A 21,173-nucleotide genomic window follows, 5' to 3' on the forward strand; every position below is an offset into this window, starting at 1 on the left:
CACAGGAAACGCACAGGCGCATCGAGAAGAGGTCACCCGTGGGCACAGTCGTCGACGACGCCGCCTCCGTGGAATTCCATGCCTTCTTCGACCGTCACTACGCGGAACTGTCCCGTCTCGCCCACCTGTTGACCGGCGAGCCGGACGCCGCCGACGACCTGGCGGCGGACGCGCTCCTCGCGCTGTGGAACCGCTGGGACCGGGTGCGCGCGGCCGACCATCCGGTGGCGTACGCCCGTGGCGTCGTCGCCAACCTGGCCCGCACCCGCATCCGCAGCGCCGTCCGGGAGCGCCGCAGGATCGCCCTGTTCTGGTCGCAGCGCGAGGAGAAGACGGAGAACCCGGACGTCGCGGGCGTGGTGGACGTCCAGTCGGCGCTGCGCAGACTTCCGTTCCGCAAACGGGCCTGTGTGGTGCTGCGGCACGCCTTCGATCTCTCGGAGAAGGACACCGCGCTCGCCCTGGGGGTTTCGGTGGGTACGGTGAAGAGCCAGACCTCCAAGGGGATGGCCGAGTTGCAGAAGCTGCTCGGCGCGAAGGGGGCTCCGCTCACGATGCCTGCGATGGTGCGCACCGGTGAGGCCTCGGCCTCGGGAAGGGACCGATGAGGATGCGGCGGGACGGGCACGACGAGCTGCGTGCCCGGCTGCACGAGGCGGCCGGAGCGCACGAGCCCGACCGGGCGCGCATCCTGGCCCGGGTCGAGCGCGGCATGGCGGGGCAGGGGCAGGGGCAGGGGCAGGAGTGGTCCGATCACCGGGCGGCCCATCCCCCGTTGTGGGGCTGGGTGCGGATCGTGGGGGCCACGGCCGCGGTCGCGGGCATGCTCGGGGCCGGCGGCTACGCGGTGGCGTCCGCCGTGAAGGACGACGCCCCGGCGCAGCAGACGGTCTCCGTGTCGTCGCCGCCGGTCGAGTCCCCGGACGCGACGAGCCGCCCGCCGGCCTCGCCGAAGGCCACGCCGAGTTCCGGCGGCGGCGCGAAGGACCCGGCGAAGCCGAGCACCTCACCGGCGACGCCCGCCGCGCCCGCCGCCGAACTGCCGGCGACCGGCGACACCGAGGACGGCCCGCTGTGGTCGGACGGCTCGGTCGACCCGCACAGCAACGACTTCTGGGCGCAGAGCGACGTCACGCTGAAGACGTCCGAGGCGCTCACCGGGCTCACCGTGCAGCTGAAGGTCGCGCAGACCGGCGGGGTCTCGTCGGCGGGCGCCTGGCGTTCCCTGCCCGAGGGCGACTTCACCCTCACGGTCGCCGAGCGGAACGGCTTCCTGGTCTACACCTGGGTGCTCAAGCCGGGCCGTACGATCGCCAAGGGCGAGTGGGTGTTCGCCGGGCAGTACAACCACGACCGCGGCGGCCGGGACGCCAAGGGCGACACCTACGCGGTCACGGGCCGGTCGGCTAAGCAACAGGGCTCTGTGGGCGGCGACTTCGCCGCCCACGGGGGCGACGGGGACAACGAGGGCGACTCGTAGAAAACTACTGAGGGCTTTGCGTTCGCTTACTCACAGGCGCGGGTTCCGTGCGGTCGGTCACGCAGAACCCGAGCCCTCAAAGGCCACCGTCAGTTCATGGTGGAACCGATGGTCGTCGACCCCGTCGTCAGGAACGTGGTCGACGGCAACGCCCCGCTGCCCTGCCGGGAGCCGTACGCGGTGGTCGCGTCCGTCGACCTGAACGCCGGTGTGGACACCCCGCCGTCCCAGTTGTCGGCGGCGGAGACGGCGGACGGCCCGAGCTTGTCCGGCCCGCCCTTGTTGCCCACCGCGAGGTTCTGGGCGAGCCGGGCCTTACCGGTGGCGAAGTAGAAACCCGTCTGCGCATTGGCGTAGGCGGTGTTCCGGTTGAGTACGATCGCCCCGGTGTTGGAGTTCTCGGTGAAACCGTTCAACGAGTTGTCCCAGGCGGCGTTGTTGTTGACGGCATGCGCCACCGCGACTCCCCCGCCGCCGAGTTTGAACCCGTTCCCGTTGCCCTCGAAAGCGGAGTCGTTCCAGCGGTTCCTGCCGTTGCCGAAGGCCCACGAGTGCTCGATGGTGACCGGCGTGGAGAACTGCCACAGGTCGAGGCCGTCATCCGAATTGTCGTACAGCCGCGCGCCGGTGATCCTGTTGCCCGTTCCCGAGCCGAACTTGATGGCGATGCCGTCCGCGTTCTGGCCGTGCCCGGCCGCGTCGTAGTTCCCGTAACTGTCCAGGTTCTGCACGAGGTTGTTCACCGTGTTGTCGCCGCGCAGGGTGAAACCGGAGTCGCCGTTGTTCGCGGTGACCAGGTTCTTGAAGATGCCGCCGGTCGACGACGTGACGACGAAGCCCTGGGCCGGGGAGGACTGGAAGGTGAGGTTCTGCACGGTCCAGTAGCTGCCGTAGATCCCGGCGAGCCAGGAGCCGGCGGGCAGCTCGGAGCCGTCGATCCGCACCTTCTCGCTGCCGTAGGCCTGGAGCGTGATGGGGGCGGAACTGGTGCCGTTGGCCGTCGACTTGAGGGTGGCCGTCGGATAGTAGGTGCCGGCGCGGACCTGGATGACGGTGCCGGCGACCGCGTTCTTCACCGCCGACTCCAACTGCGCGGTGGTGGACACGGTGACCGTCGACGACGCGGCCTGGGCGTCGCCGTTCGACAGGCCGAGGTAGACGCCGCCCGCGCCCGCCGAGACGGCTACCGCGGCGGCGATCGAGAGGGTGCGCGTCCTGCGGTGACGTCCGGTGCTCAAACGCACGGGGCCGCTCCTTTCACTGGGGCAAATAGTACGAAACGGGCCGGAGGGGGTTACCCCGGCCCGTTTCTGCACCCCAGTCGCCGCCATGGCCGGAAAGGGTTGCCGCGTCCACGCGAAACAGATCGAAACTTTTCGCCGGACGGCGGCGGTGCGTCAGCTCACGAAGTACGTCGGGTTCGGGAGCTTGTACTTCTTGTCGGCGTGACCGCCCTCGAGGTCCGAGTACTGGTCGCCGAAGTTGGCGATGATCTCGTACCCGAGGTCGTCCTCGATGTGCTTGCGCGTACCGGCCTTGTACTGGACCGTCGTGCAGGTCCAGGTGCCCGGCGTCGCGCAGGCGCTCAGGTAGGACGGCGGGTTGACCGCGTCCTTGAGGAAGATGTGGGCGGCGTCGAGGTTCACGTCGGCGCCGACCTTCTTCAGGTTCTCGACGGCCGAGGCGCGCTGCGACTCCTTCAGGCCCGAGTTGTAGAAGACCGTGACGCCCTTGGAGTCGGCGTACCGCACCAGCTCGGGGCTGCCGAAGACCGCCGGGCGGTTCGCCTGAGCCACGTAGTCGGCCCAAGTGGTCGAGTTGTACGTGTAGTTGGTCTTCTTCTCGTAGTCGAGGCTGAGCAGCAGCGTGTCGTCGATGTCGAAGACGACCGCGGGCTTCTCACCCTTCTTGACCGCCTTGCGGGCGGCCTGGTCGATGTACTTCCGCGCGGCCTTGTCGAGGCTCGCGAGGTCCTTCGCGTACGGGCTGGTCGACGACGCCTGGTAGACGCCGTTCGCGTCCAGCGTGGTGCCGTAGTAGGTGTCGATGTCCTTCACCAGGAGCCCGATGTTGTAGGGCTCGTGGGTGGAGTTGGCCGTGGACTGGCCGGCCGTCGCCGCGCCGGCGCCGTACAGGGCGGCGCCGACGACGGCGCAGGCTGCGGCGAGGGCTGCGATGCGCAGTGGCTTATGCATGACACGTTTTCTACGCGCGTCACGTGGGTGAGCGCGAGACCCGTTGCCCTATCGATACCCTTTCGGCGGGCAAAAATCAGGTCAAGTGGCCGGATCGGGCACCCGGGTGGCCCAGCGGCCGGCCGGGCCCACCGGCCCGTCAGGTTGGCGTAGACGGTGGTGCGGTTGAGGACGATCGCGCCGGTGTTGGAGTTCTCGAGCGGTGGTTCACAGGACGGTGTCGAGCCAGGTGAAGACCTCGTCCTGCATGCGGTCGACGAAGACATGGCCGAGGTCGGGCCAGGTCGTGAGGCGCAACCGCTCCTCGGCGTGCCGGGACCGCCAGACGGTGCGCAGCCTGTCGTGGGCCGCGCGGACGCCGTCGGCGGGGAACAGCGGGTCGAGCCCGCCGTTGAGGAACAGCATCGGCCTGGGTGTGGCGATGCTCGCCACGTCGGGGAAGTCGAGGAACCGGGGAAGCCCGGGGTGGAGCATGTAGTAAGCGGACTGCCCGCGCAGGGTGTTGTCGCCGGGCACCATCATGTCCTTGAGGCCGGTCATCCAGCAGACGGCCGCCGCGGCGGCGAGGTCGTCGCTGAGGGCGGCCGTCTGCCAGGCGCGGAAGGCGCCCATGGAGAAGCCGACGGCCGCGATCCGGCCCCCGTCCACGCGGTCGAGGCCGGCCAGGAAACCGGCGGCCCGGGCGTCCTCGCGGGCCATGAGCCCGGCGAGCGAGGAGCCGAGGTTGAAGAAGTTGGCGGCGAGGGCCTGCTGTTGGTCGTAGGCGAGGGGGCCGCGATCGCCCCAGCCGAGGGCGTCCGCGCACAGGACGACGTAACCGCGCCGGGCCAGTTCGTCGCCGACGAACCGTCCGCTGAAGTACCTCTGCGACCATGCCTGCGCGGAGACGAGCCGCGTGTCGTCGTACCAGGGCCGGACCAGTTTCTCCTTGCCGATGTCGAACTTCGCCCCGTGGTCGTGCAGGAGGAGCACGGCCGGGAAGGGGCCGGGTCCGTCCGGGGTGAGGAGGGCGGCCCGGACGCGTTCGTGGTGGGTGAGAGACAGCGTCACCAACTCGCTGGTGTAGCCGTCCTGTTGACGTCGGCCGGTGAACTCGGGGGCGTACGGGGTCCGGTCCTCCCGGCCGACGATCAACAGCTCCTCGACCTTGGCGCGGGCGGCCCGGCGCCAGGCGCGGAAGTCGCGGATCGGGGAGTTTCCCCAGGCGAGCGGGAAGGTCAGCTCGGCGTTGAGAGCGGGGTGGAAGTCGGGCAGCGGCCCGTCCACGACGGCGGCCTGCGCGTCGGCGGTGGCGGCAGCCCCGGCCAGGAGGGCGGCCCCGGTGCCGACCACGAACGCCCGCCGCCCCACCGCCGCCGTCGTCGCCGGGTCACGGGCGCTCATACGGCCTCCAGTCCCCGAGATACGTCCGCCGGGTGTGGGTGACCGCCTCCTCGGCGGTCAGTTGCGGCCGGTTTTCCGGCACCGAAATCACCGCGCCCTGACCGGAGTTGCCGTACTCGCGAAAGCGCATGGTCTGCCACGGGTAGGCGTCGCGCATGTTGACGTACGGGGTCGCCGCGTCGGTCCCGGGACCGATCCAGGTGTCCCGCACGACCAGCGAGGGCCAGGCGGTCGTCTCGTACGACGGCACCCAGGGCCGGGCGATCTTGTACGCCGCGTTCTCGGCGCCGGAGGTGATCCGGCCCCGGAGGGCGAGGAAGCCGTAGGGGTTGGCGCGGGCGGTGGCGGGGGCGAAGACCATGCCCTTGGGGGTGAAGGCGACGTCCCGCTGGAGGGTGTGGAAGTGGCAGGCGTCGAAGACGGTCCGGCCGCGCCCGAAGACGAAGTCGACGTCGCCCTCGATGTAGCAGCGGTGGAAGTACTGCCGGTCGAAGGCGTCCAGCGCGGTCGTGTCCGCGAAGAGGGTGTCCTGGTGGGCCAGCAGCCGGACGTTCTCGAAGTGCGTGCGGTCGCCGGTCACATAGGCGGCTACCGCCTGGGTGCCGGTGATCTCCGGGTGGTCGGCGCGCAGCCAGTCGTTGGCGAGGGTGAGGTCGCGGACGGTGAGGCCGGGCGCGGCGGAGGTGAGGGTGGCGGAGCCCGCGGTGCCGTAGGTGCCGGACCCGTCGGGCTTCTGCGTCCCGTTGGCGTTGTCGTACACGAGGACGGCGGCGCGTGCGTCGCGGCTCGCACCGCACAGCGTCAACTCCCTTTTGCCGGCAGGGATGTTGACGACCTCCCGGTACGTTCCCGGGTGTACGACGATCGTCCGGCCGGGTCCGTCGACGGCGTCCACGGCGGCCTGGAGGGAGTCGCCGGGACGGACGTGCAGGACATGGCGGGAGTGGGCAAAAGCGGGTGTCGCGGCGCGCGTTGCGGTGATCAGGGCGCCGCCCGTGAGCCCGGCGAGGAGGGTGCGTCGGCGCAGCATCTCAAGCCTCCCCCTGCCAGGGCCGCCAGTTGCCGAGGTAGGTCTCGCGGGTCGCCGACTCGGCCTGTTCGCGGGTGAGTTGGGGGCGGTTGCCGGGGACGGTGATCTCGGCTCCCGGCCCGGTGTTGCGGTACTCGGCGAACCGCTGCTGCTGCCAGGGGAAGGAGGCCGACATGTCGGTGTAGGGCGCGACCGCGTCGAGGCCGGCGTCGAGGCGGGTGTCGCGGACGGTGAGCATGGGGCGGGCGGTGGTGTCGGAGCTGGGCACCCAGGGGCGGGCCAGCTTGTAGGCGGCGTCGGGCGCCTCGCTGCTGATCCGGCCGCGGCTGACCAGGTATCCCAGCGGGTTGGCGGCCGCCGTCGAGGGTGCGAAGACGAAGCCGTAGGGGGCGGCGGCCAGGTCGGTGCGGTTCAGGGTGCGGAAGTGGCAGTGCTCGTAGACGGCCGTCGCCCGGCCGAACACGAAGTCGACGTCGCCCTCGGCGTAGCAGTGCGCGTAGTACTGGCGGGCGAAGGCGCCGAGGGCGATCGAGTCGGCGTACAGGGTGTCCTGGTGGCCGAGGAAGCGGCAGTGGTGGAAGGCGGAGCGGTCGCCCTGGACCTTGATGGCGACGGCCTGGGTGCCGGTGATCTCCGGGTGGTCGGCGCGCAGCCAGTCGTTGGCGAAGGTGATCCAGCGGGCGGTGAAGCCGTCGGCCTGCACGGTGGTGGTGGCCGACCCGGTGGTGCCGTAGGTGCCGCCGCCGGGCTTGGGGGTGCCGGCCGCGTTGTCGTAGACGATGACGACGTCCCGGGGGTCCCCGGAGGCGCCGATCCAGGTGGCCTCGGTGCGGGTGACGTCGACGGCGACCGTCTCCCGGTACACCCCCGGTGCGAGGACGAGGGTCCAGCCGCTGCCTGCGGTGGCGGCGACGGCGGCGCGGACGGAGGTGAAGTCGCCCCGGCCGAGCGGGTCGACGTAGAGGGTCTTCGGGGTGCGGCGGGCGGTCGGCGACCCGTGGCGGCCGAACGGACCGCGCCGGGCGGAGGCTGCCCGCGCGGGCGCGGAGGCCAGGCCGAGGGCGGCGGCCGTACCGGCGGTCGCGGCCAGGAACCCCCGTCTGGAGAGGGGAAGTTGGGGGTGACGTAGATGGTGTCGGGGTGAGGGCATGCGGGTGCTCCTTGGCAGTGCGGCTCGCGGCTCTGCGGCTCTGCGGAGGGGGCCGGGGCGGGTGACGGGTGCCGCCCGCCCCGGCCGTCGGGGTGTCCGTCGGGTCAGCCCAGGCGTCCGGCGCCCGCGCCGCAGTCGACGATGCGCGGGACCGCGCGCGCCGGGTCGACCTTGGTGCGCAGGGTCGGCGTCCAGCCCGCGCCGGACTGCAGGACCTCACCGGGGATCTCCGCGTTGTGCACGGCGATCAGGTCGGTGAGCCTGCCGTTGACGTAGTTGTCGTCGGCGGTGACCGGGGACACGTTCCACCGCTTCAGCACCTTGGCCGCGCTGACCCCCGGCGGCAGCGTGAACGCGTTGTGCTGGGCGACGAGTTGGGACTCCTTGCCGATGCCGAAGCTGTAGGCGAAGGAGTCGTCTCCGACGAAGTGGTTGTTGTAGGAGTCGACTTGGCCGAAGCGGACGCGTGGAGCACGCTCGACCAGGTCCGAGAACCGGTTGTGATGGAACGTCACCTTCAGGTGCCCCCGGTCGCCGGTGGCCGTCGACTCGCTGTCGCTGTTGCCGATGAGGATCGTCTTGTCGTGCTCGGTGAAGACGTTCCAGGAGGCGGTGACGTAGTCGGCGCCCCGGACGATGTCCAACTCGCCGTCGTGCTGCTGGTAGAGCATGCCGAAGTAGGTCGGCGCGGCGCTGTCCGGGTGCGTGCCGTCGGTGAACGTGTTGTGGTCCAGCCAGACGTGCGTGGAGCCGTACACGACGGCGGTGTCGTACTCGGAGTTCCAGTTGCCGCTGGAGCCGTCGGTCGGGTCCCACTGCGGGAAGCAGTCGATGGGCGACTCGAAGGCGAGGTTGCGGACGATCACGTTGTCGACGGCCTTGATCTGCAGGCTGACGCCCTTGAACCCGGCGTTCTTCCCGATGCCGACGAGGGTGGTGTTGGCGGGGATGTTCGCCTTGATGGCCTTGTCCTGGGCGGCGGCGGAGGCGCGCCGCAGCCCCTCCGGGCTGTCGTCGGGCTCGGCGCTCAGGTCGGTGTCCAGTCCCCAGGTCTGCGGCGCGTACTTGGCGAGGTAGGCGTCGAAGTCGTAGCCGGGCGCGGCGAAGGCGTCACATCCCTCGGCGACGGCGTCGATGACGCCCTTCACCTTGATGATCTTCGGCGCGCTGCCGCCGGCGGCGAGGGCGGCCTTGAATCCGGCCCAGGTGGTGACGGTGTAGACGTGGGCGGCGTCGGCGGCCGATCCGCCGGTCGTCCCGGTCCCGTACGAGCCCCAGCCGTCGCCCGTGGCCAGGACCTGCCGGCCGAGGTCGCGGGAGACGGCGTGGGCGGAGGCCGTGCCGGTGGCGGTCAGCGCCAGCGCGGTGCACCCCACCAGGGCGGCTATGACGCGTCCATGACATATCTGTGTAGGCACTGTGCGGGTCTCCTCTGGATGAGAGAGCGGTGCGGTGCTACGAGGGCGGCGACGACAGCGGTGCCGAGAGCCGCGCGGGCCAGGTGATCCAGGACGTGGGGATCTCGTCGTGCAGCCGGACGACGTCACACGGCGCGAGCACCCGTGTCCGCAGCAGCTCCCCTGCGACGAGCCGCGCCACGGCGATCGCGCCCGGGGGATTGAAGTGCGTGTTGTCCTGCTCGGTCGGCGTCCAGTTGAAGTACGTCTTCGTCTCCTCGACCCCGAGTTCCTGCCACAGCGCGAGCGACCGGGCCTGGACGTCGAGCAGCGCCACCCGCTCCGACTCGGCGAGCGCGCGCATGGCGGCGGGGTACTCGCCGTGCGTCGGCTGGGCGGTCCCCTCGGCGTCGAACCTGCGGCGCTCGACGGGCGTGGCGAGCACCGGCCGCGCGCCCTTCGCGCGGGCGCCGTCGATGTGCATCCGCAGGTAGTCCTGGTACGTCGTCCAGGGCTCGGTGTACCGGGTCGGGTCGGTGTTCTTCTCGTCGTTGTGCGCGAACTGGATCAGCAGGAAGTCGCCCGGCCGGATCGCGGCGAGGACGGCGTCGAGCCGGCCTTCGTCGACGAAACTCTTCGAACTGCGCCCGTTCACCGCGTGGTTGGCGACGGGCCGGTCCTCGTGCAGAAAGAACGGAAGCGCCATTCCCCACCCGGTCTCGGGGGCGGCGTCGGAGTACTTCTGCGCGGCGGTGGAGTCACCGGCGATGTAGATCGTTCGCTTGCGTCCCCCGGCACGGGCGGTACCGGCCGCCGCGACACCGAGGGGGACGGCGGACAGCGCCGCCGAGGTGACCTGCCTACGGGTAAGAGACACGAACCTGCACCTCTTGTTCCTCTAGGGGCGCGGGGCGACTGCGCGACCAGCAACAACCGGCCCGCAGTCGCCCCGCAACCGAAACCACCCGAGCTATCCGTTGTTCTTCTTCCAGTCGGCCTGCGCAGCGTTCAGCTGCTTGGCCAACGTGCCCAGAAAGTCCTTCGCGCTCATCTTCCCGAGCAGCATCTTCTGGAAGTTCGGCTCGTTGTCGGCCTTGGAGATGGTGTTCCAGTCGGGCAGGTAGTACGGGAACTGCACGATCTTGGTGTCGGCCCCGTTGAGGGCCTCGGCGGCGAGCTTCGTCGGCTCGGCCTTCTGGATCCACTCGTCCTGCGCGGCCTCGGTGTTGGCGGGGATCTGCCCGGCGGACCGGTTGTACTTGGAGTTCTCCGCGTGCGAGACGGCGAACTCGACGAACTTCCAGGCCGCCGCCTTGTTCTTGCCGGGCTTGAAGACGCTCAGCCCGTCGACCGGGTTGGAGACCTGGACGCGACTGCCGTCGTCCCGGGTCGGGCTCGGGATGCCCCGGAACTTGCCCGCGCCCAGCGCCTTCAGGTGGTCCTGGTAGGAGCCGAGGTTGTGGCTCAGCATGCCGATGCTGCCGCTGTCCCACTGGGAGACCATCTTGGTGAAGTCGTTGTTGACGTCGGCGGACGGGGTGTCCTTCTTGTACAGGGCGACGTACTTCTCCAGCGCGGCGACGAGCTTCGGGTCGTCGACGGTGGTCTTGTCGCCGTTCCAGAAGGTGTCGACGCCGGACTGGCTGTACGCCGCGTCCAGGGCGGGCGCGATGGAGCCCTCGCCGCCGCGGATGGTGAAGCCGAACCTGTTCTTGTCCTTGTCGGTGAGCTTGTCGGCGGCCGCGTAGAACTTCGTCCAGGTGGTCGGCGCGTCCAGGCCGGCCTGCTCGAAGAGGTCGGTGCGGTACCAGAGCGTGCCGTTGTTGGACGAGGTGGGTATCTGGTACAGCGCGTCGCCGCCGCCGGCCGCCCGGCTGCTGTCCAGGAGGTTCTGGCTGAGCTTGCCCTTGAGGGCGCTCTTCGCCAGGCGGCTGTCCAGCGGCTCCAGCGCGCCCTGGACCGCGACCTCGGCGAGCATCGCGGTGCCCACGCCGCCGACGTCGGGCAGCCCGCCGCCCTGGATGGCGGTGTCGTACTTGGACTGGGCGCTCGCGGCCGGGATCCCGACGTACTTGACCTTGATGTCGGGGTTCGCCTTCTCGAAGTCGGCGATGATCTCCTTCCAGATGTCGGTACGGACACCGCCGTTGTTGTCCCAGAAGGTGATCTCCCCCTTGGCGGAGCCCTCGCCTCCCTTGTCCCCCGCCGCGCCGCTGCCGTCGTCGCCGCAGGCGGTGGCGGTCAACGCGAGCACGGAGCCCAGGGCGACGGCCAGGACGGCACGTCTGCTGCTGCGGATGCTGCTCTTCATATGTCGGCTCTCTTCTTCTGGATCCAGGCGGAGACATGAAGGTGTGCGCGTGTGGGGGGTCAGTGAGGGTCGAGAGGTCTGATCCGGAACTCGTCGAACATGGCCGCCCCGGCGTGCCCGGTCCCGACGGGTGCGAGGGCGAAGAGGCCGAGCAGGGCGCCGACCCAGCGCCAAGGGGTGGCGGCGAAGACGGGGCCGGAGGGGTGCGGGCCGTCGCCGACGTCGTAGGCGAAACGGCAGCGGGCGCCCGCGCCGATCTCGATCCGCAGCCGGGCCCGCCCCTCGGGGGCGAGTCGTGGGTGGGCGGCGTCCCGTTCCTTCTCCGCCACCGGTTCGGCGAAGCGGTGTACGAGGTGGACGGCGCCGTCGGCTCCCCGCTGGAGGCCGATCCAGGCGAAGGCGTCGCCGAGGACCGCGAGTCCGGCGCGGGCGCCCGGCTCCTCGCTGTGCAGCCGCAGCTCCACCTCGACGGCGGACGGGAGGCCGGGCAGTCGTTGGGTGAGGACGTTCGGCAGGGTGCGCAGGTCGTGCGCGTGGGCCGTCCGTACGCAGGTCAGGCGTAATCCGTCGGCGGAGTGCTGGGGCGCGAGGCCGTCCTGGGGGTTGGCCGTCCACGACCACTGGCGGCCGAGGCGTCCGCCGGGGAAGTCGTCGTCGGCGGCGGGCGCGGCGGACGGCTGCGCGGGCAGGTCGGGCCGCCGGTGCTCAAGGACCGGGGCGCCCTCGTCGCCGATCACCGGCCAGCCTCCCCCACTCTCGGCTCCTCCCCCACTCTCGGCTTCGCTCGAGCGGGGGGACCCCCATGAGCGGGAGGTGCCCCCAGCGCCCCAGCGCATGGGCTGGAGGTGGACGACCCGGCCGTACGCGCCGCGCTGCTGGAAGTGCAGGAACCAGTCCTCGCCGGACGGGGTGCGCACCCAGCCGCCCTGGTGGGGGCCGTTGACCTGGGTGTCCCGCTGTTCCAGGACGATCCGCGCCTCGTACGGGCCGAAGAAGTCCCGGGCGCGGAAGGCTCCCTGCCAGCCGGTCTCCACTCCCCCGGCGGGCGCGAGGATCCAGTACCAGCCGTCGCGCTGGTAGAGCTTCGGCCCTTCCAGGGTGAACCAGCCGGGGATGCGGTCGCCGTCGACGATCACTTTGCCCTCGTCGAGGACGGACGTCCCCTCGGGGTGCATCCGGTGGCCGGTGAGCCGGTTCTTGACGCCCGCGCGGGACTTGGCCCAGGCGTGGACCAGGTAGGCCTCGCCGGTCTCGTCGTCCCAGAGGGGGCAGGGGTCGATGAGCCCCTTGCCCTCCTTCACCAGGTGCGGGCGGCTCCAAGGGCCTCTGATCTCCGGGGCGTTGACCTGGAAGATGCCCTGGTCGGGGTCGCCCCAGAAGATCCAGAAGCGGTCGTCGTGCCATCTCAACGCGGGTGCCCAGACACCGCAGTCGTGGCGCGGCACCCTGAACTCGGCTGCTGGTTCGAGGCGTTCGAGGGCGTGGCCGACCAGCGTCCAGTTGACCAGGTCGCGCGAGTGCAGCAGCGGCAGTCCGGGAGCGCGGCCGAAGCTGGAGGCGGTGAGGTAGAAGTCGTCGCCCACCCGCACGACGTCCGGGTCGGACCAGTCGGCGTTCAGGACCGGGTTCGTGTACGTCTCCCGCGTCACTGGCTGACCGCCTTCCGGACCAGCGCCGCCGCCTCGTCCCGGTCCAGCGGGCCGTCGGCGACGACGGTGACGACGCGGCGTACGGCCGTCTCGCCGGGCGGGATGGGCAGCCGTTCCGCCGAGGCCAGCGAGGAGCCGACGCCCGGGTACTCGGCGGTGCGCACGAACCAGGGGTCGCGGCGGGTGGTCCCGGTGGCGCCCGCGAAGACGAGCGTCCAGCCGGCGCCTGCCAGGGCGAGCCAGTCCGCGCGGGCACCGTGCACCGACGCCTCGCCCTCCGCGTCGGCGGTGAACACCCGCGGGGCCCCGGCCTCCTTGCGGGCCCGCCAGAAGAAGCCGCCGTAGGCCGCTCCGGGGCGGCCGTTCGTCGCCGGGCTGCCGATGGACAGCGGCGCGGACGTGACGTTGGTGAGGGAGAAGGTGAAGTCCAACGCCCAGGCGGTGTCGGTGAGTTCGGTTGCCGCGACCGTACGGCGCTCGCGCAGCAGCTCGGCCCCGGCGGCGACCCAGCGCAGCTCCTCCACGAAGCCGTCGGGGTCGCGGAGCTGGAAGGAGCCGTGGCGCTGGGCGCCGTGGTTGTCCAGCTCGGTCGGTCCCTGGTCGCGGACGTAGGTGCGGCCGCCCCAGAAGTTGTGCCCCTCGACGTCGGGTACGGCTACACCGACGCCGAGGTGGTGGATGTGGTCGGCGGGGCCGAGCTCGGTGACCGCTGTGCCGGCCAGGGTGGTGACGGGGTGCAGGTAGGGGCGCGGGGAGAGCCGGGCGGGCAGCTCGGGCCGGGTGACGTAGCGGCCGACCGGGCGGCCCGCGACGCGCAGGACGACCGGTGAGTCGGGTGCCTGGGCCGTCATCAGGTGCTCACCTCTTTCGGATCTTCCGGGTACGCGGTCGGGGTCGCCCAGGGGGCGCCCAGTTCGGAGAAGAGGGCCAGGGTGTCGGCGGCGGCCGCCACGAGCCCGTCGATGCCGGGGACCGCCCTGCGGTCCTCGCCGGGCAGCAGGTGCCAGGCGTCGTCGGGCAGTTGGACCGGGTCGGGGGCCGTGCGGATCGCCTCGACGACCCGCATGAACGACTCGGTCGCGGCGGGCGGTACGAGCAGTTCGGCCCCGTCGGTGAGGTGCTCGACGAGGTTCTCCAGCAGGTCGGTGCTGCCGTACTCGTACTCCTCGGGGCCGTGCCCGGCGCGCTGGAGCAGGACGCGGTCCTGCTTGTACCAGTACGTGATCCGGCCGCGGCTGCCGTGGACGACGACGTACGGGTCGTCGGGGTCCTCGGCGCACAGCGTGGCCGCGACGACGATCCGACGGCCGTCGGCGGTGCTGACGCGGACGCAGGAGGTGTCGTCGGACTCGATGGCGTTGGCGTGCGCCAGCTCGGTCTCGATGCCGGTGACGTCCTCGGCGCGGGTGGCGCCGGCCAGCGCGAGGGCGGTCGCGACGGCGTGCGCGAGCGGGTTGGTGAGCGCCCCGTCGATCACGTCGACGCCGTTCAGCCGCCGCTTGCCCGCCCAGGGAGCGCGCCGGTAGTACGCCTCGGCGCGCGCCCACGCACCGGCGCCGCCCACGCCGGCCACCTCGCCGATCACCCCGTCGCCGATCAGCCTCCGGATCGCGGGCACCGCGTGCGAGCCCAGCGACTGGAAGCCGATCTGGCAGACCACGCCGGCCTCGGCGACCCCGTCGGCCATCCGGCGGAACTCGGCGTAGGAGGGCGCGGGCGGCTTCTCCAGGAGCAGGTGCACGCCCTTGCGGGCCGCGGTCAGGGCCAGGTCGGTGTGGGTGGGGATGGGGGTGCAGACGACGGCGATCCGGGCGCCGGTGGAGTCGAGCAGCGCGCCGAAGTCGGCGGACTGCTCGGGCGCGCCGAGGCCCTCGGGGATCTCGGCCGGGGCCAGCGGGGTCAGCTCGCAGATGCCCGCCAGCCGGACGATCCCCTTGTCCTGGAGCCGTCGGATGTTGTCCAGGTGCCAGCGGCCATGGCCACGCGCACCCGCGAGGACCACGGGGAGGGCGGTGCCTGTGGTGTCTGCGGTGCCCGTCATACCCGTAGGACCGGTGCCGCCCGTGTTGCCTGCGTTGCTCATGGGATCCTCCCTGCGCCCGCACCGCGTGCCACCTCGCGGTCGGCCACCGCGGCGCTGTCGATCTTTCCGTGCAGGGTAGGCGTCCGGCCGACGCACGCCGTGAGGTCGCGCGCGATGGCGATGATCTGACGGAGTCCTGCCTGATGGCGTCCCTGCCTCATCCCTTCACCGCCCCCGCGCTGAACCCGGTGATCAGCCACTTCTGGATGAAGGCGAAGACGATCACCACGGGGACGGCGGCGATGATGCCGCCCGCCGCCAGCGCGCCCAGGTCGACGCTGTCCGCGCTCATCAGGGTGTTGAGACCGACCGGGATCGTCTGCTTGCTCTGGTCGGAGAGGAACATCAGGGCGAACAGGAAGTGGTTCCAGGCGTGCACGAAGGCGAAGGAGCCGACGGCGATCAGCCCGGGGCGCAGGAGGGGCAGGACGACGATGCGGAAGGCGGTGAGCCGGTTGCAGCCGTCGACCCAGGCGGCCTCCTCCAGGGAGTAGGGCACGTTCCGGATGAAACCGCTGATCAGGATCATCGACAGGGGCAGTTGGAAGACCGTCTCGGCGATGATGACGCTGCCCAGCGAGTTGATCATCTTCAGCTCGGCGAAGATCTGGAAGAGCGGTACGAGCAGCAGCGCGCCCGGCACGAACTGGGTGCACAGCAGGGCGAGCATGAACCCGCGCTTGATCCTGAAGTCGAAGCGGGCGAGGGCGTAGCCGCCGGCCAGGGCGACGCCGGTCGTCAGCAGCAGCGTCGCCACGCCGGTGAGCACGCTGTTCTGGAAGTAGACCGCGAAGTCCCGCTCGTTCCACACCTTTTCGAAGTGCTCGAAGGTCATCGGCCAGGGCACGAGCGAGGTCGAGCCGGCCGGGCGGAGCGCGAACAGCAGGATCCAGTAGAAGGGGACGAGGGTGAAGACCAGGTAGATCGACAGGGGGAGGTAGATCTGCCAGCGGGGGGCCTCGTCCCAGGCGCGGTTCTTCCTGGGCGGCCGTCGGTCGGCTGCGGTGGGCACGCGCACGGGGGCGGGTGCGACCTCGGTGGCCTCCTCGGTGATCACTTGTCGCCTCCTCCGAACTTGCTCACCCGCAGATAGACCATCGAGCAGAAGAGCAGGATCACGAACGCGACCGTGGTGAGGGCGGACGCGTAGCCGAAGTTGTGGGCGTCGACGCTGGTGTTGGCGATGTAGAGCGGGAGGGTGGTGGTCTCCCCCGCCGGGCCGCCGCCGGTGAGCGTGTAGAGCAGGTCGACGTTGTTGAACTCCCACACCGCGCGCAGCAGCGTGGACAGGACGATGGCGTCCTTCAGGTGGGGCAGGGTGATGTGCCAGAACTGCTTGAGCCGGCCGGCCCCGTCGACCTCGGCGGCCTCGTACAGGTCCTTCGACACGGACTGGAGGTCGGCGAGGATGAGGATCGCGAAGAAGGGGACCCCGCGCCACAGGTCGGCGACGATCGCCGCCGGGAAGACCGTGGAGGTGTCCGACAGCCAGCTCGTGCCGTACTCGCCGACGCCCATGTCCGCGAGGTAACGGGTGATGCCCGTCTGGGAGTTGTAGAGCAGCACCCAGATCGCGGAGGTCAGCACGCCGGAGACGGCCCACGGGGAGAAGACGAGGGCGCGGCCGAGCGAGCGTCCGACGAAGGTCTGGTTGACGATCAGCGCCAGCGCCAGACCGAACAGCAGTTGCAGCCCGACCTCGACGACGACCCACTTGGCGCTGAAGGTCAGCGTGTCCCAGAACTGCGGGTCGTCGGTGAAGGCGTGGACGAAGTTGTCGAAGCCCGCGAAGCCGTTGCGCCACGGTTTGGTGGGGTTGTAGTTCTGCAGGCTGTAGTAGAAGACGCTGATGACGGGGTACGCGATGAAGCCCACCATCAGCAGGCCCGCCGGCGCGATCAGCAGGTACGGCAGCCTGCGCGGCGTGGCGGAGGCACGGCGCCGCCGGGGTGGCGCCGGCGGTTTCGCCACGGCTGCGGCTTGGGCCATGACCGTTCTCCGTTCTCGGTTACGTCTCTCAGTCACGTCGTGCGTGCGGCGTGCAGGAAGCGCTTTCTCTCCGCGCAGGGGTGTGCGCTGTCGTCCGTGCTCGGGTCAGCCCGCGTACGGGTCCGCGACCTTGCCCGGACGGGCCAGGAACTCGAAGTCGCAGCCGGTGTCGGCCTGGGTGATCTGTTCGTTGTAGAGCGCGCCGTAGCCGCGCTCGTACCGGATGGGCGGTGGCGTCCACTGCGCCCGGCGCCGCTCCAACTCCTCTTCGTCCACGTTGAGTCGGAGTGAGCGGGCCTCGACGTCGAGGGTGATCGAGTCGCCCGTGCGCACCAGTGCGAGGGGCCCGCCGACATGCGACTCGGGTGCCACGTGCAGCACGCACGTGCCGTAACTCGTCCCGCTCATCCGGGCGTCGGAGATCCGCACCATGTCCCGCACGCCCTGCTTGAGCAGGTGGTCGGGGAGGGGCAGCATGCCGTACTCGGGCATGCCCGGGCCGCCCTTGGGGCCGGATCCGCGCAGCACGAGCACGGTGTCGGCGGTGATGCCCAACTCCGGGTCGTTGATGGTGCGTTGCATGGTCCGGTAGTCGTCGAAGACGACCGCGCGGCCGGTGTGCTCGAGCAGGTGCGGCTCGGCGGCGACGTGCTTGATGACGGCGCCGTCCGGGCAGAGGTTGCCGCGCAGCACGGCGACCCCGCCCTCGGCCGCCACCGGGTTGTCCCGGGGCCGGATGACGTCGTCGTCGTGGACCCGGGCGCCGGCGAGCTGCTCGCGCAGGGTGTCGTGCGCGACGGTCGGGCGGTCCAGGTGGAGCAGGTCCGGGATCCGGGAGAGGAAGCCGGGCAGGCCGCCCGCGAAGTGGAAGTCCTCCATGAGGTACTTCCGGCCGCCGGGGCGGACGTTGGCGAGGACGGGGACCGTGCGGGCGATGCGGTCGAAGTCGTCGAGGGTGAGCGTGACGCCCGCGCGGCCGGCCATGGCGATGAGGTGGATGACGGCGTTCGTCGAACCGCCGAGGCCGAGGACGGTCGTCACCGCGTCCTCGAAGGCGTCGCGGGTGAGGATCTCGGAGAGGACGCGCCCCTTGTGGACCTGTTCGACGATCCTCATGCCGGACGACGCGGCCATCCGGTCGTGCCCGGAGTCCACGGCCGGGATGCTCGACGCCCCCGGCACCGTCACGCCCAGCGCCTCCGCGGCGGCCGTCAGCGTGGACGCCGTGCCCATCGTCATGCAGTGACCCGGCGAGCGGGCGAGGCCGCTCTCCAGCTCGGCCAGCTCGCAGTCACCGATCAGGCCGGCCCGCTTGTCGTCCCAGTACTTCCACATGTCGGTGCCCGAGCCGAGGACCTCGTTGCGCCAGTGGCCCGGCAGCATGGGTCCGGCCGGCACGAACACGGTGGGCAGGTCGACGCTCGCCGCGCCCATGAGCAGCGCGGGCGTCGTCTTGTCGCAGCCGCCCATCAGCACGGCCCCGTCGACCGGGTAGGAGCGCAGCAGCTCCTCGGTCTCCATGGCGAGGAGGTTGCGGTAGAGCATCGGGGTCGGCTTCTGGAAGGTCTCGCTCAGGGTGGCGACCGGGAACTCCAGCGGGAAACCGCCCGCCTGCCACACGCCCCGCTTCACGGCCTGGGCGCGGTCGCGCAGGTGGACGTGGCAGGGGTTGATGTCCGACCAGGTGTTGAGGATCGCGATGACCGGCTTGCCGAGGTGCTCCTCGGGGAGGTAGCCGAGCTGGCGGGTGCGGGCACGGTGACTGAAGGAGCGCAGGCCGTCGGTGCCGTACCACTGGTGGCTGCGGAGCTCCTCCGGGCGCTTGCGGTGCTGCTCCGGGCGCTGTCCTGACCGGTCGTCGGCATGATCGTCGAAGCGCTTCATATGGACCATCCGGCGGCTATGGCGGCGACCTCGGAGCGCTCGTCCTCGGGCAGCGGGCGGCTCGGCGGACGGACCTCGCGGCGGCAGAGTCCAAGGGAGGCAAGAGCCTCCTTGACGACGGTGACGTTGTTCGCGGAGCCGTTGGCGGCGCGCAGCTCCTCGAAGCGCCTGATCTGTTCCCACACCTTCATCGCCGCTGGATAGTCCCCTGATCGAAGCGCTTCGATCATGTTCAGCGAAACGGCCGGGGCGACGTTCACCAGCCCTGAGGTGAAGCCGGTGGCGCCCGCCGAGAAGTAGGAGGGGGCGTACGGCTCGGCGAGGCCGGCGACCCAGACGAAGCGCTCCAGACCGGCGTCCCGCGCGAAGGCGGCGAAGCGGGCGGCGTCCGGGACGGCGTACTTGACGCCGACGACGTTCGGACAGGCGTCGGCGAGTTCGGCGAGGCGCTCGCCGGGCAGTTGCGCGTTGCGGATGTACGGGACGACGCCCAGTTCGGGCACCGCCGCCGCGATCGCCCGGTGGTAGTCGACCCAGCCGCCCTGGGAGACGTAGGGGTGGACGGGCTGGTGGACCATCACCATCTGCGCGCCCAGCTCACGGGCGTGCCGCGCGGAGGCGACGGCGGTGGGGACGTCATGCCCGACACCGACGAGGATCGTCGAGCGGTCCCCCGCCTCCTCGATGGTCGACTCCGTGAGCAGGCGGCGCTCCTCGGGGGTGAGGGCGTAGAACTCGCCGGTGTTGCCGTTCGGGGTGAGGGTGGTGATCCCGCCGTCGAGCAGGCGGCGCAGCAGGGCCCGGTGGGCGGCCCGGTCGATGGTGCCGTCCTCGGCGAACGGGGTCACCGGGATGGCCACCACGTCGGCCAGGGCCGCACGCTGGGTCTCGAACGCCACGCTGCTCATTCCTGACCTTCCTGGTTCGTCGCCTGGTTCGTCGCCCGGTTCACTGCCTGGTTCGCTGCCGGGTCTTCCGCCCGGGGGAACGCCCGCTCGACGAAGGACGCGATGTGGGCGTGCAGGGCGCGGGCCGCGCCGTCCGCGTCGCCGGCCAGGGCGAGCCGCAGGATCTCGCGGTGCTCGCCGGCCTCCCGTTCCCACGAGGGCGAGGCGGCCCAGGCGACGGCGGAGACCAGGGCGGCCTGGTCGCGGACCTCGTCGAGCATCCGGCCGAGCAGCGGGTTGCCGCACGGCAGGTACAGGGCGCGGTGGAACTCCCGGTTGGCCAGGGACCGTTCGGCGGTGTCGGTCGCCTCGTCGGCGCTGGTCAGCGCGGACCGCGCGGCGTCCAGGGAGGCTCCGCGCCGCACCGCCCGCCGCAGCGCCTCGGGTTCGAGGAGCAGCCGGACGTCGTAGACCTCGCGCGCCATGTCCGCGTCCACCATGCGCACCGTGACGCCCTTGTACTGGCTCATGACGACCAGTCCGGTGCCGGCCAGCGTCTTGAGCGCCTCGCGCACCGGGGTCTTGGACACCCCGAACTGTGCGGCGAGTTCGGTCTCGACGAGGGCCTGACCGGGCGTCAGCCGTCCGGTGAGGATGCGGCGTTTGATCTCCTCCAGCACGTACTGCGTGCGGGAGGGGATCGGCGTGGGCACAGAGGTCATGCGCGCCTCTCGGATCTCGAATCTCGGGATCAGATCTCACATATCGCGTCTCATATATGACGTACGAAGTACGACGCGTTGAAGGTAGGAGCGCCCCTGCGTTTCGTCAATGCTTCTGACAAAGGACGTCGAAGACGTGTCAGAAAGGGTTGATCGAGGGGGAGTTGGCTCAGTGGGGGATGGTTCCGAGGGAGTTGGCTCAGAGGGGGATGGTCTCGCCCTCGCGGGCGGTGCGGGTGGGGCCGTCGAAGGCGAGGGCGGCCCGGGCGGTCGCGGCCTCCCGGGTCAGGGTGGGCCCGACGTGGGTGATGTACAGCTCCCGCACCCCCGCCTTGCGGGCGGCCGCGCCGGCGTCCTCCGGCGTGAGATGGACCTGCGGGTTGTGTTCGCCTTCGTCATGCCGGTCGAGGTCCGCCTCGCACAGGAACAGGTCGGCCCCGGAGGCGAGTTCGGTGAGCGCGTCGCACGGCCCGCTGTCCCCGGAGTAGGCGAAGACGCTCCCCTGGCACTCGGCGCGCAGCCCGTACGCCTCGGTGCCGTGCGCCACCCGGCGCGAGGTGAGGCGCACGTTCCAGTGCCGTACGGTGTGCCCGTCGAACAGGGCCCGGAAGTCGAAGACGCCGGTCAGGAACCGTACGTCCGGCCGGCCGAAGAAGCCCGCCAGGCGCCGGGCGCAGTCGATCGGCGCGTACACCGGGATCGGGGCCGGCGGGGTCATCCCGCCGTGGACGAGCGCGTAGGCGGCGGCGAGGAGATCGGCGCTGTGGTCGGCGTGGAGGTGGGAGATCCAGATCGCCGTGAGCCGGTCCGGATCCGTGTGCCTGCGCAACTCTGCGAACGTCCCGAACCCCGCGTCCACCCAGACCTCCGCCCCCGCGCCGCGCAGCAGATAGCCGGAGCAGGGGCGGCCCGGCCCCGGGTGCGGAGAGGCGGTGCCGAGGATGGTGAGGCTGAGGGGCATGGTGGGGAGCGTACGTTTCGGTTCCGCCGGGCGTGCCGTGACTACGTGCGTC

The 21,173-nt window shown here is 71.0% G+C and carries 19 protein-coding genes; 2 read left to right on the forward strand and 17 right to left on the reverse strand.

Translation table 11 applies throughout. From position 1 onward, the window contains the following. Positions 1-38 precede the first annotated feature (38 nt). The gene (locus OG352_RS09905; protein ID WP_329216079.1) at positions 39-608 is read left to right on the forward strand and encodes a SigE family RNA polymerase sigma factor; all 570 of its coding nucleotides are present in this window, start codon (positions 39-41) and stop codon (positions 606-608) included. Continuing rightward, complete coding sequence (locus OG352_RS09910) at positions 605-1,480, forward strand: hypothetical protein (protein WP_329216080.1); 876 nt, start codon at positions 605-607, stop codon at positions 1,478-1,480. The genes OG352_RS09905 and OG352_RS09910 overlap by 4 nt, the downstream gene beginning before the upstream one ends. Before the next feature lie 89 nt (positions 1,481-1,569). Here OG352_RS09910 and OG352_RS09915 read toward each other — a convergent pair whose 3' ends face one another. The 17 genes from OG352_RS09915 to OG352_RS09995 all read right to left on the reverse strand — a co-directional run bounded on the left by OG352_RS09915 (position 1,570) and on the right by OG352_RS09995 (position 21,121). Beyond that, the gene (locus OG352_RS09915) at positions 1,570-2,724 is read right to left on the reverse strand and encodes a right-handed parallel beta-helix repeat-containing protein (protein WP_329216081.1); all 1,155 of its coding nucleotides are present in this window, start codon (positions 2,722-2,724) and stop codon (positions 1,570-1,572) included. A gap of 153 nt (positions 2,725-2,877) precedes the next feature. Continuing rightward, a complete protein-coding gene (locus OG352_RS09920; protein ID WP_329216082.1) occupies positions 2,878-3,675 on the reverse strand; it encodes an HAD family acid phosphatase in 798 nt (265 codons plus the stop codon). Positions 3,676-3,882: 207 nt separating this feature from the next. Continuing rightward, positions 3,883-5,058, reverse strand: coding sequence for a dienelactone hydrolase family protein (locus OG352_RS09925; RefSeq protein WP_329216084.1), 1,176 nt, complete (start codon positions 5,056-5,058; stop codon positions 3,883-3,885). After that, positions 5,045-6,085 carry a pectinesterase family protein gene (locus OG352_RS09930; RefSeq protein ID WP_329223773.1) on the reverse strand — a complete coding sequence of 347 codons (1,041 nt, stop codon included), beginning with the start codon at positions 6,083-6,085 and terminating at the stop codon, positions 5,045-5,047. Before OG352_RS09930 ends, OG352_RS09925 begins: the two co-directional genes overlap by 14 nt. Before the next feature lie 4 nt (positions 6,086-6,089). Beyond that, on the reverse strand, positions 6,090-7,238 hold the full coding sequence (locus tag OG352_RS09935; RefSeq protein WP_329216086.1) for a pectinesterase family protein: 1,149 nt from the start codon (positions 7,236-7,238) through the stop codon (positions 6,090-6,092). A gap of 104 nt (positions 7,239-7,342) precedes the next feature. Then, positions 7,343-8,656 (reverse strand): pectate lyase family protein, encoded by a 1,314-nt coding sequence (locus tag OG352_RS09940; protein WP_329216088.1) that lies wholly within the window; start codon positions 8,654-8,656, stop codon positions 7,343-7,345. A gap of 37 nt (positions 8,657-8,693) precedes the next feature. After that, on the reverse strand, positions 8,694-9,512 hold the full coding sequence (locus OG352_RS09945) for a rhamnogalacturonan acetylesterase (RefSeq protein ID WP_329216089.1): 819 nt from the start codon (positions 9,510-9,512) through the stop codon (positions 8,694-8,696). A 93-nt stretch (positions 9,513-9,605) separates the two neighbouring features. Beyond that, entirely contained in the window at positions 9,606-10,946 is a 1,341-nt protein-coding gene (locus OG352_RS09950; RefSeq protein WP_329216090.1) for an ABC transporter substrate-binding protein, read from the reverse strand. Positions 10,947-11,005: 59 nt separating this feature from the next. Next, the gene (locus tag OG352_RS09955; RefSeq protein ID WP_329216091.1) at positions 11,006-12,595 is read right to left on the reverse strand and encodes a glycoside hydrolase family 43 protein; all 1,590 of its coding nucleotides are present in this window, start codon (positions 12,593-12,595) and stop codon (positions 11,006-11,008) included. Continuing rightward, complete coding sequence (locus OG352_RS09960) at positions 12,592-13,446, reverse strand: PmoA family protein (RefSeq protein WP_329216092.1); 855 nt, start codon at positions 13,444-13,446, stop codon at positions 12,592-12,594. The genes OG352_RS09955 and OG352_RS09960 overlap by 4 nt, the downstream gene beginning before the upstream one ends. After that, entirely contained in the window at positions 13,446-14,636 is a 1,191-nt protein-coding gene (locus OG352_RS09965) for a Gfo/Idh/MocA family protein (RefSeq protein WP_329223774.1), read from the reverse strand. Before OG352_RS09965 ends, OG352_RS09960 begins: the two co-directional genes overlap by 1 nt. A 199-nt stretch (positions 14,637-14,835) precedes the next feature. Next, positions 14,836-15,735 carry a carbohydrate ABC transporter permease gene (locus tag OG352_RS09970; RefSeq protein ID WP_329216094.1) on the reverse strand — a complete coding sequence of 300 codons (900 nt, stop codon included), beginning with the start codon at positions 15,733-15,735 and terminating at the stop codon, positions 14,836-14,838. After that, the gene (locus OG352_RS09975; protein WP_329216095.1) at positions 15,732-16,667 is read right to left on the reverse strand and encodes a carbohydrate ABC transporter permease; all 936 of its coding nucleotides are present in this window, start codon (positions 16,665-16,667) and stop codon (positions 15,732-15,734) included. The genes OG352_RS09970 and OG352_RS09975 overlap by 4 nt, the downstream gene beginning before the upstream one ends. Before the next feature lie 105 nt (positions 16,668-16,772). Then, positions 16,773-18,551, reverse strand: a complete 1,779-nt coding sequence (gene araD, locus OG352_RS09980) for an L-arabinonate dehydratase (protein ID WP_329223775.1) — start codon at positions 18,549-18,551, stop codon at positions 16,773-16,775. Next, positions 18,548-19,459 (reverse strand): dihydrodipicolinate synthase family protein, encoded by a 912-nt coding sequence (locus OG352_RS09985; RefSeq protein ID WP_329216097.1) that lies wholly within the window; start codon positions 19,457-19,459, stop codon positions 18,548-18,550. Before OG352_RS09985 ends, araD begins: the two co-directional genes overlap by 4 nt. Continuing rightward, positions 19,456-20,160 carry a GntR family transcriptional regulator gene (locus OG352_RS09990; RefSeq protein WP_329216099.1) on the reverse strand — a complete coding sequence of 235 codons (705 nt, stop codon included), beginning with the start codon at positions 20,158-20,160 and terminating at the stop codon, positions 19,456-19,458. Before OG352_RS09990 ends, OG352_RS09985 begins: the two co-directional genes overlap by 4 nt. A gap of 199 nt (positions 20,161-20,359) precedes the next feature. Further along, the gene (locus OG352_RS09995) at positions 20,360-21,121 is read right to left on the reverse strand and encodes an MBL fold metallo-hydrolase (RefSeq protein ID WP_329216101.1); all 762 of its coding nucleotides are present in this window, start codon (positions 21,119-21,121) and stop codon (positions 20,360-20,362) included. Positions 21,122-21,173: the final 52 nt, after the last annotated feature.

This window comes from Streptomyces sp. NBC_01485, assembly GCF_036227125.1.
Classification (GTDB): Bacteria; Actinomycetota; Actinomycetes; order Streptomycetales; family Streptomycetaceae; genus Streptomyces.